A 12588-nucleotide genomic window follows, 5' to 3' on the forward strand; every position below is an offset into this window, starting at 1 on the left:
CAGTAATAGAAATGCTATTTATGATGTCTTTGCTTTCATTATAAATGTACAACAACAGCTGATTGTGACCGATATTTTATTGATTAGAGTGGCCTCTGATGACAAGTAAGCAAACCGACAGAATGAAAACAGGCCGTCTGAAAAATCTTTCAGACGGCCTGTTGTTTTAAAGCGTTTTATTCTGCGCCGACAACGACGGTGTTGAGGTCTTTGAATTTGACGCGGCGTTGCCATGCGTCGCGGACTTGTTCGACGGTCAGGCTGTTGATGGCTTTGGGGTAGGCTTCCAAGTAGTCGTTGGGCAGGTCGTAGAGGCCGATCAGGCTCAGGTAGTTGAGCAGCTTGTCGTTGGAGTCGTAGCGCAGGGGAAAGCCGCCGACGATGTTGGCTTTGGCCTGTTTCAGCTCGGCTTCGGTCGGGCCTTCGGCGATAAACTGCTCAATGACGGCTTGGGTGTCGGCCAGTGAGGCTTTGGTGTTTTTCTTTTGGGTGGAGTAGGAAACGGCAAACGTGCCTTCTTCTGTCGCCGGGGCGAGGCTGCTGTATACGCCGTAGGTGTAGCCGTGTTGGTCGCGCAAAACTTTCATGAGGCGGCTGTCGAAACCGCCGCCGCCGAGGATGTAGTTGCCGGCAACGAGGGCGTAGTAGTCGGGGTCGTGGCGTTTGATGAGGGAGGTGCCGAGCAGGACTTGTGCCTGTGTGCCGGCAAAGGGGATGTCGCGGCGTTGGGCGGTTTGTTTGGGAACGGGCGGGATGGCGTGGGTTGCGGTGGCTTTGGCCGGCAGGTCTTTGAGGACGCGTTCGACCAGTTGCTCTGCCTGTTTGCGGTTGAGGTCGCCGACGATGGCGACGATGGCGTTGTCTTTGCCATAGTGGGTGCGGTGGAAGGTGCGGATGTCGTCCAGACTAACTTGTTTGAGGCTGTCGACGGTTATGTTTGCGCCGCTGCCGTAGGGGTGGTTCGGGTAGATGAGCTTGGTCAGTTCGCGCGTGGCGGTGTAGTCGGGGGTGGTTTCTTGTTGTTGCAAGCCGGTAATGGATTGGATTTGACGGCGGCGGAAAACGGTTTCGTCAAAGCGCGGACGGGTCAGCGAGTGGTTGAGCAAGTTGGCGGCTTTGTCGCGGATGTCGGCTTTGCTGAGGCTGCGGAAGCCTGCGGATGCGCTTTCGGCATTGCTGTCGCTGCTGATTTGTGCGCCGATGTTGTCGGCTTCGGCATTGAAGGCTTCTTCGTCCAGCTCTTGGGTGCCGTCGGTCAGGAGGGCGGCGGTAAATTCGGCAACTTGGCTTTTGCCGTCCGGATTGGCGACGCTGCCTGCGCCCTTGAAGCTGACTTCAAGGTCGATGATGGGGTTTTCGTGGCGTTCGACAAGGAGGATTTGGGTGCCGTCGCGGTTGCGCCAGCGTTGGATGTCGGTGGCGGCTTGGACGCTTAAGGGCAGGAGTAGGGCAAGGGCGAGCAGGGTGGGTTTCATGTTGTGGCTTTCTGTTAAGGCCGTCTGAAAGGGTATGGGCTTTCAGACGGCCTGATGTTTATCGGCGTTTGGCAGCTTTTTTGCTTGGCGCGGCGGCAGCTTTTTGCGGCTCGATGATGACGGTACTCATGCGCTCGTCGGTCAACATCCGGGCGGCAGCCTGTACTTCTTGTGCGCTGACTGCCTGTAAGCGGCGGTGGATTTCTTGTTCGTCGGTATATTGGAAACCGCGCGCTTCGAGGCGGCCCATCATGGAGGCTTGGGAAGACATGGAGTCTTTGGCGTAGATTTCGTTGACTGCTGCCTGGGTTTTGACGCGCTGCAATTCTTCTTCGGAAACGCCGTGGTCGGCAATGTCTTTGATTTCTTGGCGCAGCTGGGCAATCAAAGTATCGGTTTTCACGCCTTCGGCAGGCATGGCCATTACGCTGAACAGCGGCATTTCACGGCTGATGATGTCGTAATGCGTTCCTGCGTTCAATGCGGTTTGCTTGCCGCGCACGAGGTTTTTATCAAAACGGCTGGATGCGTTGCCTGCCAAAATATCGGAGAGGATGTCGAGGGCGAAAGGCATCGTGTCATCGAGTTTTTGGAGTTTCGGTACACGGAAGTTGATGGCAATCAGCGGCTGGTGTGTAACCGGAGAAGTGGCTTTGACCGTAACAGGCTTGCGCAAATAGGGTTCGGTATGGAGTTTGTTGCGCGGCGGCTGGGCTTTGGCCGGAATATCGCCAAAGAGTTTGGCGGCCGTCTGAAGCGTTTGTTTGGCATCGACATCGCCGACAATGACCAATACGGCATTGTTGGGCGCGTAATATTGTTTGTACCACGCGCGCAGGTCGTCGGCTTTTAGGGTGTGCAAATCTTTCATGTAGCCGATGACGGAGGCGCGCATCGACGGTTGGGTAAAGGCGGCAAGATAGGCTTGTTCCCACATTTTGCCGTCGGCCGTGTCTTCCGTGCGCTGGCGGCGTTCTTCACGGATGACGTTCATCTCGTTGAGGAATTCTTTGTCGCTGAAGTTGAGGTTGTGCATGCGGTCGGCTTCGAGCTTCAGAATCTCGGGCAGGTTGGCGGCGGCGACGTTTTCGTAATACACCGTTTCATTTCGGTTGGTGTAGGCATTGTTTTGTCCGCCCAGCTCGGATACGCGGCGGTTGAATTCGCCGGAGGGAACGTCTTTCGTGCCTTTAAACATCATGTGTTCCAAAGCGTGGCTCAGGCCGCTTTTGCCCGGTTTTTCATCCACGCTGCCGATTTTGTACCAAATCTGCGAAACGGCCACAGGCGCGCGGTGGTCTTCTTTGACGATGATTTTCAGACCGTTGGGCAGGGTTTCAGAAAGCGTCTGCGCCCATGAGGCGGCAGGCAGCGCGAAGGCAAGCATTAAAGCAATTCGGCGTAACATGGTTCAATCCGTAAAATGAAAATCAATCGCCAAAGTATAGCGGAAAATCTGAAAGATTGGCCGAATGTTTCAGACGGCCTGAGACTTTATCTGCTGATTCACATCAAGCGCGGCCGTTGCCAATCTTTACCGTCGCGCCTCATTCGCGGATAATCCCAAACATTCCCGTTTCCAACCATCACAAAGGAATCATCATGGCATTTTTGAAACTGAACGAACAAAATGTTCAAGGTAAAACCGTTCTGATCCGCGCCGATATGAACGTACCGTTCAAAGACGGCAACATCAGCGACGACATCCGTATCCGCGCTTCGCTCGCATCCATTAAATACTGCTTGGACAACGGCGCGTCTGTGATCGTGATGACCCACCTCGGCCGTCCGACCGAAGGCGAATTCCATCCTGAAGACGATGTAGCGCCTGTTGCTGCGCATTTGGGCAAACTGTTGGGTAAAGACGTGAAAGTATTGAACGACTGGCGTGAAAACAAACCGACTTTGAACGCCGGTGATGTTGTGATGTTGCAAAACGTGCGCATCAACAAAGGCGAGAAGAAAAACGACTTGGAGCTGGGCAAAGCCTACGCTTCTTTGTGCGACGTGTTCGTCAACGACGCATTCGGTACCGCCCACCGTGCCCAAGCTTCGACTGAAGCCGTTGCCCAAGCCGCACCGGTTGCCTGCGCCGGCGTGTTGATGGCGGGCGAACTCGATGCTTTGGGCAAAGCCCTGAAACAACCTGCTCATCCGATGGTTGCCATCGTTGCCGGCAGCAAAGTGTCTACCAAACTGACCATCCTCGAATCTTTGGCCGATAAAGTCGACCAACTCATCGTCGGTGGCGGCATTGCCAATACTTTCCTGTTGGCAGAAGGCAAAGCCATCGGCAAATCTTTGGCCGAACACGATTTGGTGGAAGAATCCAAAAAAATCATGGCGAAAATGGCGGCCAAAGGTGGCTCCGTACCGCTGCCGACCGATGTGGTTGTCGCTAAAGCCTTTGCCGCCGATGCGGAAGCTGTGGTGAAAGACATTGCCGACGTTGCCGAAGACGACATGATTTTGGACATCGGCCCTAAATCTGCCGCTGCTTTGGCCGATTTACTCAAAGCTGCCGGTACGGTCGTATGGAACGGCCCGGTCGGCGTGTTTGAGTTTGACCAATTTGCCGGCGGTACCAAAGTATTGGCCGAAGCGATTGCCCAAAGCGATGCGTTCTCGATTGCCGGCGGCGGCGACACTTTGGCGGCGATTGCCAAATTCGGCGTAACCGATCAAATCAGCTACATTTCTACCGGCGGCGGCGCGTTCCTTGAGTTCTTGGAAGGCAAAGAGTTGCCTGCCGTTGCTGCCTTGGAAAAACGCAGCGCGTAATCGGTTTTAATATCGATTGTTAAAAATAAAGGCCGTCTGAAATCTGGAAATCAGGTTTCAGACGGCCTTTTGTTTTTAGGTGTTTATTGGAGAAAGGGTTCAGCTGGATTCAACGCTGATGATTGGCAGACTTGTTGCTAAACAGGCTGGAAAGCGTCCGGCTCTTTTCAGACGGCCTCTACGTCGGCTTGTCGGTGCAATGCCTGATAGCACGGGGTAAGCTGGCGGATGATCAGGTCGAGCTGGTGTTTGAGGATGTGGTCTTGCTGCGCTTGTGTGTTTTGTTCAAGCTCGGCAAATTCCTGACGGATTTGGGTCATGGCCGTTTCAAAAGCCTCGGGGTCGGTTTGGGGCATTTGGGTCAGCAACTCGGCGATGTGGTGGGTTAGCTTGGCATAGGGCGCAAAGCCGTCGTTGCCGTCGATTCGGACTTGGTCGCGGTATGCGCCGAGCGCGGAAATGTGGCCGGTCAGCGCATAGCTGGTTTTGAGCAGGGTAAAACCGTCTTGCAGGCGGTCTTGGTATTTTTTCGGGTTGCTGCTCATGTCAGACAGGGTGCTGCTGAGGGCGGCGGTGCTTTCATGGGCTTGGCGGCGGGTAAGGCGGTAGTCGAAATCGTCGCGGCTGCCGTTTTGCAGCTGGTCGAGGATGGCGTCGAGATAACGGCCGTTGGCAGTGATGGTTTGGGCGGCGGTGTGGCTGAGAGTGAGGTAACGCCAATCGGGCCAGAGGTAGGTGGCGGCAGCCCATGCGATAACGGAACCGACGATGGTGTCGATGATGCGGATGGGCATGGCGTGGTACACGTCCAAACCGGCAAGCGAGAGGCTGGTCAGGGCTTGGATGGTGATGAAGAAGGTGGAGAAGCTGTATTTGTAGCTTCGGGTCATGAAGAACAGGGTGGTGCTGGCAATGACAATCCAGAGCTTGGTTTCAACGGACGGGGTGAAGTAGGGGACGAGAGAACCGACAATCACGCCGAGAATCGTACCGGCAATGCGTTGGTACACGCGGCTTTTGGTGGCGGTGTAGTTGGGTTGGCAGACGAAAAGGGCGGTCAGCAGAATCCAGTAGCCGAGATTGAGATGAAGGATTTCGACAATGATGCAGGCTGCGGCCACGACGATGGAGAGGCGGGTGGCATGGCGGAAGACGCCGGAGTCGAAATTGAGTTGGCTGATGACGGTTTCACCGATATTGCGGAACTTGGTGTTTTCAAGGGCGGCGATGCGAGTGTCGGCGTTGTCGTTTTCGGCAAGGGACGCATCGTTTTGCAGTTGCCGCAGTTGGTAATCGACGCTGCTGAGATTGTCGAGCAGGCGGCGGATATTGTGGAGGTTGGCATTGTCGGCATGGGTCTCGGCAAAATGGCTGAGGGACTGGCGGCAGCCTTCCATGGCGCGGCCGAGGCGTTTGCTGTATGCGTAGGGTTTGTTGTTGCGCAGGGAGGCGGCAACGTTGCGGCACGCCTGGCCTTGCATTTCGAGCAGGCGGCGGATGCGGAAGATGAGGTCGGTATTTTTGAGCTGCTCGGCCATTTCGCTGTAATCGACGTGGGCGGAGCTGATTCGTTCGTGCATGTCTTGCGCGCAGAGGTAGTAGCGCAGCATTTTGGCGGTACGCGGATGGCGGTGTTGGCCGCGCAATCGGTAGAAAAGTGCGCCGCGGCATTGGTTGAAGGCAGTAATCACGCCGGTGTTGCTCATGGCCAAGTCGATTTGGCGGTTGCCCAACCATGCGGCTTCGTCGGGATCGAAAAAGTCGGCTTTGGCATCGAAGTAGTTGCTGAGTGCGTCGTAGGCGTTGGCGACGGTTTCTTGGACGGGGCGGTGGGGCAGGATAATTTGGAAGATCAGGGTGTTGACGCTGTATAGGACAGTGCCCAACAGAATCATGACGGGGTTGGTCAGCCAGTAGGTCTCGGGTGTGTAGGTCAGCGTGGTGTAAGTGGCGACGGCGAGCGCACCGAAAGCGAAGGTGCGGTATTTGAGGCCGACGGTGCCGAGGATGGTGAAGCCGAAAGTCATCAGGGTCATGGCCAAGATGAAGGGAACGCCTGTGCCGATGGTGCTTTGGGCAAGCAGCGAGGAGAGGGTGAACAGGGCAACGGTGATGACGATGTTTTTCAGACGGCCTGTGAGGCGGTTGTCCAAATCGACTAAACCGCCGGCAATAATGCCGAGTACGAAGGGCATGACGAGCTTGGGCGTGTCGAAGTGCCAAACGAGGGTGGCGGCGATGAACACGCTGGCGAAGACGGGTAGGGAGGCAATGATCAGAGGTTTGAGCGGCGGAGTTTTCATGATTGGGTTGTTTTATTTGTTATGAGATGAATGATTGGATTTTAACAGGATTTTCAGTCGGTTTCAGAATGCTTGAGATAGGATAAGGCCGTCTGAACGGATACGGGAAAATACTTGATTTCGTTTCCACATCTGTTCAGACGGCCTTGTTTGGCCTGCGTCATCAGGTCATCAGGTTGAGGTCGCTGATGCGGTCGTAGAGGCGTTCGGTATTGTTGCCCTCGTCGTGCATTTGAATGCGCAGGCGCAAATCGTTGGCGGATACCGCTTGGCGCAGGGCTTCGCTGAGTTCGATTTGGCCCTGTGCGTAGAGGTTGAAGAGGTTTTGGTCGAACGTCTGCATGCCGTTGCTGCCGGAGCGTGCCATCAGGTCGCGGATTTCCAGCAATTCGCCTTTGAAAATCAAGTCCTGCATGGCCGGCGTGTTGAGCAGGAGGTCGGTAACGGCCGTGCGTTGGCGGTTTTTCTTGACGGTGAGGCGTTGGCCGATGATGCCGACGAGGTTTAACGCCAAATCCATCAAAACTTGTTGGCGGCGGTCTTCCGGATAGAAGTTGATGATGCGCTCGATGGTTTGGGAGGCCGTGCTGGCATGGATGGTGAAAACGCACAGATGGCCGGTTTGAGCCAGTTGGAGGGCGTATTCCATGCTTTCTTCGCTGCGGACTTCGCCGATACAGACGACATCGGGCGCTTGACGCATGGCGCTTTGAACGGCGATTTTCCAGTTGTCGGTATCGATGCCGATTTCGCGCTGGGTGAAGATGCTGCGGCAAGGTTTGTAGATAAACTCGATGGGGTCTTCGATGGTAACGATATGGCCGGGCAGCTTTTGGTTGCGGTAGTTGAGCATGGAGGCCATGGTGGTGGATTTACCCGAACCGGTCGGGCCGGCGAGGATTAGCAGGCCGCGTGGTGCGAGTGCAAGCTCTTGGAGCTTTTCGGGTAAGCCGAGGGTCTTCATTTCGGGAATGTCTTGGCTGACGCGGCGCAATACCATGCCGACGCGGCCTTGCTCGTGGTAGGCGTTGACGCGGTAGCGCGTGTTGCTGCGCGATTGGACGGAATAGTTGATTTCCCAGTCGCGGTTGAAGGCTTCGAGCTGGTCGGGGTTCATGGTGGATTCGGCGATGGCGGCGGTGTCCGCGCCGGTCAGCGCTTTGTGGGGCATGGGCGTGAGGGTGCCGCCGACTTTGATGGCTGGGGGAAAGCCTGCGCTGATGAAGATGTCGGATGCGTTGCGTTTTTCGGCCTCTTCACACATACGGTCGAGCAGGGGGTGAAGATGCGTGCCGATTTCGGCCGGGGTGGGGATGTGCGGTGCTTGGTTTTTTTGTGAGTAGGCTTGCACCATTTCGCTTAACAGGTCGTGCAGAGGGGCGAGATCGCTCATGATGATTCTCTTTAAAACGGGTATTCGGTCAGGCTCAAAGGCCGTCTGAAAACGGGATGATGGGGTTCAGACGGCCTGAGTATAGTTTAGAAAATAGAGAGGTTTTCGATGTTTTGCGCTTTGCTGCGTGCCATCTCGGGGCTGATGGTGCCTTGGCGGACAAGGGTTTGCAGGGCTTGATCGAGGGTTTGCATACCGTGGGCCTGACCGGTTTGGAGGGCGGCGTTGATTTGGGCGATTTTGTTTTCGCGGATGAGGTTGCGCACGGCCGGTGTGGAAATCAGGATTTCGTGTGCGGCGACGCGGCCGTTGCCGTCGCGGGTTTTCAGCAGGGTTTGGGAAATGATGGCGCGCAAGGATTCGGACAACATGGAGCGTACGATTTCTTTTTCGCCGGCAGGGAATACGTCGACAATACGGTCGATGGTTTTGGCGGCGCCGGTCGTGTGCAGCGTGCCGAAAACCAAGTGACCGGTTTCGGCGGCGGTCAGGGCGAGGGAGATGGTTTCAGGGTCGCGCATCTCGCCGATCAGAATCACGTCGGGGTCTTCGCGCAGGGCGGAACGCAGGGCGTTGGTGAAGCTGTGGGTATGCTGATGCAGCTCGCGTTGGTTGATGAGCGCTTTTTTGCTTTGATGGACGAACTCAATCGGGTCTTCGATGGTCAGAATGTGGGCCGGTTGGGTTTCGTTGATGTAGTTGACCATCGCCGCCAGCGTGGTGGATTTACCCGAACCGGTCGGGCCGGTTACCAAGACCAAACCGCGCGGATTTTCGGCAATTTTTTGGAAAATGCGCGGTGCACGCAATTCTTCCAGCGTCAGAACGGTGCTCGGAATGGTACGGAATACGGCGGCCGGGCCGCGTTCGGTCATAAAGGCGTTGACGCGGAAACGGGCAACATTAGGCAGCTCAAATGAGAAATCGACTTCAAAATCCTGTTGATAGAGCTTGCGCTGGTGGTCGTTCATGACCGAGGTAATCATGGTACCGACTTCTTCCGAACTCATCTCGGGCAGGTTGATGCGACGGATGTCGCCGTGTACGCGTATCATAGGGGAAATGCCCGAACTCAAATGGAGGTCGGAGGCTTTGTTTTTCACGCCGAACGCGAGTAAGTCGGTAATCTGCATAATGTGGCCTTGTTTTGGTTTAGAATAATAAAATCGCTTTATTTTAAATAGATAAATCCGTTCGACCAAGTAAAATTTTCAAAATGCCGAGTGATGAACGGGTTAAAGGAGAAAACCATGTCGGTATTGCAACAAAACTATCAGGACGTATGCCGGGCGGTTGAACAGGCGGCTGAGGCTGCCGGACGGCCTGCGGATGCGGTAAAGCTGGTAGCGGTCAGCAAGACCTTTCCGGCAGACGATATCCGTGAAGTGTATGCGGCCGGTCAGCGCGATTTCGGCGAGAACTATATTCAGGAATGGTTTGAAAAAACGGAAACGTTGGCCGATCTGCCGGATATTGTTTGGCACGTTATCGGCGATGTGCAGTCTAATAAAACCAAATTTGTGGCCGAACGCGCACATTGGGTGCATACGATAGGCCGTCTGAAAACGGCGCGGCGGTTGAGTGAACAAAGGCCGTCTGAAATGCCGCCGTTGCAGGTGTGTATTGAAGTGAACATTGCCACGGAAGAGGCGAAACACGGCGTAGCGCCCGATGAAGCGGTCGAGTTGGCTCTTGAAGTGGCCAAGTTGCCGAATATTAAAGTGCGCGGATTGATGTGTGTGGCCAAGGCCGACAGCAGCGACGATGAGTTACGCAGCCAGTTTCATACCATGCAACGGCTGTTGGCTGAGCTGAACGCGGCAGGCGTCGAAGCAGATGTTTTGTCTATGGGTATGTCCGGAGATATGCCAATCGCGGTAGAATGCGGCGCAACCCATGTCCGCATCGGCAGCGCGATTTTCGGCAGACGGGAACAAAAACAAAAAGGAGAAGGCAGCCAATGAAACAGATTATCTCGGTCGTTTTGCTTGGTTTGACCTTAACGGGTTGTCGGTTGATGGGCTGGTATCAATGTGAGTCCTTATCGGGCTGGTGCAAACCCAAAAAGCCGGCAGCAATAGATTTTTGGGAAATTAAAGGCGAACCGCCGCCTTCTATCGAGGGTTTCCGCGGGAAGCGTTTGGCGGACGGGAATTATTCTATTGACGATAATGCTTATCGTACCGCAGCTAATGATTATTTCAGTAGGAAAATCAAAAAGTTTGAAGCTTGCGGGCTAGCTTGGCAAACCCGCGATAAACGCCCTTTAGCGGAAACTTTTAAAAAAGAAGGATTGGATTGTTTGGAAAAACAGGGTTTATACCGAACATCACTGCCTGAAAGCGTCCGTTGGTAAAAAGGTCGTCTGAAATTTTGTCGGTATGATGGAAACGGTATTTCAGACGACCTCAGCAAATGTATCTGATTTAAAAAATTAAGGAAATTTATGAACATCTACTTTTTAGGCGGCGGCAATATGGCGACTGCCATTGCAGGCGGTTTGGTCAAACAAGACGGCTATCGTGTCCACATTGTCGAACGCGGCGCCGAAAGACGGGAGCAACTGGTGCAAGAATTGGGCGTAGCCACTTCTGAAAACCTGCCCGAATTGAGTGCGGACGACGTCCTCATCCTCGCCGTCAAACCGCAAGACATGCAGGCAGCCTGTCAAAACATCCGTTTGAATGGTGCGCTGGTGTTGTCCGTAGCAGCTGGTTTGTCCATCGATACCCTCAGCCATTATCTGGGCGGTACACGCCGTATCGTGCGCATCATGCCCAATACGCCGGCCAAAATCGGCTTGGGCGTATCCGGTATGTTTGCCGATGCAGGCGTTTCAGAAGCAGACCGTACAGCTGCAGACGGCATCATGCGCTCTGTCGGCACAACCGTTTGGCTGAACGAGGAAGAGCAACTCCACAATATTACCGGCATCAGCGGCAGCGGCCCCGCCTATGTTTTCTATTTGTTGGGCGCGCTCCAAAATGCGGCTTTGGCACAAGGTTTTAATGAACAAGACGCACGCGAACTGAGCCTCGCTACATTTAAAGGCGCAGTGGCTTTGGCCGAACAAACCGGCGAAGCATTCGCACAATTACAGCAAAACGTAACTTCCAAAGGTGGCACGACACACGAAGCCATCGAAACCTTCAAAGCCCGTCACGTTGCCGAAGCCATCGAACAGGGCGTAGAAGCCTGCGTCAAACGTTCGCAAGAAATGGCGCAACAATATAAGGCCGTCTGAACATGCGCGGCGACTTGCTCTTATTATTGGCAGACGCTGTTGCCATCCTGTGTATCACGCGCTTTTTGCTCCGATACGCAGGATTGGCAGCAGAACACCCCCTGCTCAAATTCAGCATACAGGCAACAGGCTGGCTGACCAAACCTTGGCAAAAAGCATTTCCATCCGGTAAGAAAACCGATTGGTACTGTTTGCCTTCAGGTTTTCTGGTGTACTACCTTGCCTGTACCGCCATTATTTTCATCTCGCCGGCGCTGTCCATCAGCAATAAGCTGATTTTGGCAAACTTTTGGTTTGCCGTACTCCATATGCTGAAAGCCGCGGCCTATACATTATTTATCGGTCTGATTATTAGAATGGTGTCCAGCATACAGGGCCGCTATTCGCCGTTGACTTATGCCATCGAACGAATTCTACAACCATTGCTCAAACCGTTTTCCTTCTTGCGCGTAGGGCGATACGATTTTTCAGGCAGTTTGTTGGCACTCTTATTATGGTTGTGGCTGGCCCGATGGTTTCCCCAACTTATCCAGCAAACCAACCTATGGTTGCTTCAATAGGCCGTCTGAAAGCGCAGCAGGTATTAACGACCAAAAATACAACGTCCTAAAAAGCGCTTTAATACATTTAGGTGTAAGGTAGTGCAAAAAAGTGCAAATCGAAATATAAAGAACAAATGAATAGGTAAAACATGATATGATTCGCCCAATTTCCAAAACGGAAATTCAAGAAAACCCAATAAAAGCAAACCCGTAGCATCCAAATCATTAACAACAAACCGAAAGCAGACACCATGGCAAAGCTGACAGAACAAGATATTTTAAACTGGGATGGTCCTGAAGAGGACTACATGAACAGCGACCAATTGGCCTTCTTCCGCGAACTACTGGTTAAAATGCAAGAAGAGCTGATTGAAAATGCAAACACCACTACCGGCCATCTTCAAGAGCACGAATCCGCTCCCGATCCTGCTGATCGAGCTACTCAAGAAGAAGAATACGCTTTAGAACTGCGCACCCGCGATCGTGAGCGTAAACTTCTCAATAAAGTGCAAGCGACTATCCGCAGCATTGACGAAGGTGATTACGGTTTCTGTGCCGATACCGGCGAACCCATCGGCCTCAAACGCCTGCTGGCACGTCCGACCGCGACATTGTCCGTAGAAGCGCAAGAGCGACGCGAACGAATGAAAAAACAGTTCGCCGACTAAGAATATAGATATAGAAACCTCAAAAGGCCGTCTGAAAGAGCATTTCAGACGGCCTGAGACCTTTGCAAAAAAGTCCTTCCCCCGACAGCCGAAATCTAAACAAAGATTTTCGGCTGTTTTTGTTTCAAATATCCACTGATTCTACTCAAATATCCCCATAATCCCCCTTGGATACCTGATTA

The 12588-nt window shown here is 53.7% G+C and carries 11 protein-coding genes; 6 read left to right on the forward strand and 5 right to left on the reverse strand.

The genetic code is table 11. The features are described from left to right. Positions 1-176: 176 nt before the first annotated feature. A complete protein-coding gene (locus ACTHTJ_RS05305) occupies positions 177-1475 on the reverse strand; it encodes a M16 family metallopeptidase (protein WP_070584531.1) in 1299 nt (432 codons plus the stop codon). Positions 1476-1533: 58 nt separating this feature from the next. Beyond that, on the reverse strand, positions 1534-2883 hold the full coding sequence (locus ACTHTJ_RS05310) for a M16 family metallopeptidase (RefSeq protein ID WP_049344911.1): 1350 nt from the start codon (positions 2881-2883) through the stop codon (positions 1534-1536). A 194-nt stretch (positions 2884-3077) separates the two neighbouring features. Here ACTHTJ_RS05310 and ACTHTJ_RS05315 point away from each other — a divergent pair, with 194 nt between their 5' ends. Further along, positions 3078-4256, forward strand: coding sequence for a phosphoglycerate kinase (locus ACTHTJ_RS05315; RefSeq protein WP_070584533.1), 1179 nt, complete (start codon positions 3078-3080; stop codon positions 4254-4256). 167 nt (positions 4257-4423) lie between these two features. On the opposite strand, the gene yccS is transcribed toward ACTHTJ_RS05315, so the two are convergent. The 3 genes from yccS to ACTHTJ_RS05330 all read right to left on the reverse strand — a co-directional run bounded on the left by yccS (position 4424) and on the right by ACTHTJ_RS05330 (position 9085). Further along, complete coding sequence (gene yccS, locus ACTHTJ_RS05320) at positions 4424-6559, reverse strand: YccS family putative transporter (RefSeq protein ID WP_070584535.1); 2136 nt, start codon at positions 6557-6559, stop codon at positions 4424-4426. A 163-nt stretch (positions 6560-6722) separates the two neighbouring features. After that, positions 6723-7952, reverse strand: a complete 1230-nt coding sequence (locus ACTHTJ_RS05325; protein WP_049322964.1) for a PilT/PilU family type 4a pilus ATPase — start codon at positions 7950-7952, stop codon at positions 6723-6725. An 86-nt stretch (positions 7953-8038) separates the two neighbouring features. Continuing rightward, positions 8039-9085, reverse strand: coding sequence for a type IV pilus twitching motility protein PilT (locus ACTHTJ_RS05330; RefSeq protein WP_070822537.1), 1047 nt, complete (start codon positions 9083-9085; stop codon positions 8039-8041). A gap of 117 nt (positions 9086-9202) precedes the next feature. On the opposite strand from ACTHTJ_RS05330, the gene ACTHTJ_RS05335 reads away from it, so the two are divergent. The 5 genes from ACTHTJ_RS05335 (at position 9203) to dksA (ending at position 12406) form a co-directional block, all read left to right on the forward strand. Next, a complete protein-coding gene (locus ACTHTJ_RS05335) occupies positions 9203-9916 on the forward strand; it encodes a YggS family pyridoxal phosphate-dependent enzyme (protein ID WP_070584539.1) in 714 nt (237 codons plus the stop codon). Then, on the forward strand, positions 9913-10308 hold the full coding sequence (locus tag ACTHTJ_RS05340; RefSeq protein WP_070584541.1) for an RNA-binding protein: 396 nt from the start codon (positions 9913-9915) through the stop codon (positions 10306-10308). Before ACTHTJ_RS05335 ends, ACTHTJ_RS05340 begins: the two co-directional genes overlap by 4 nt. Positions 10309-10398: 90 nt before the next feature. Further along, positions 10399-11196: a pyrroline-5-carboxylate reductase gene (proC, locus tag ACTHTJ_RS05345; RefSeq protein ID WP_070584542.1), complete on the forward strand. Its 798-nt coding sequence runs from the start codon at positions 10399-10401 to the stop codon at positions 11194-11196. Positions 11197-11198: 2 nt separating this feature from the next. Beyond that, complete coding sequence (locus tag ACTHTJ_RS05350) at positions 11199-11756, forward strand: YggT family protein (protein ID WP_070584544.1); 558 nt, start codon at positions 11199-11201, stop codon at positions 11754-11756. 233 nt (positions 11757-11989) lie between these two features. Next, entirely contained in the window at positions 11990-12406 is a 417-nt protein-coding gene (gene dksA / locus ACTHTJ_RS05355) for an RNA polymerase-binding protein DksA (RefSeq protein WP_049344904.1), read from the forward strand. The last annotated feature ends 182 nt before the right edge of the window (positions 12407-12588 follow it).

The sequence above is a fragment of the Neisseria sp. P0018.S001 genome (genome assembly GCF_051957355.1).
GTDB classification, from domain to species: domain Bacteria; phylum Pseudomonadota; class Gammaproteobacteria; order Burkholderiales; family Neisseriaceae; genus Neisseria; species Neisseria subflava_A.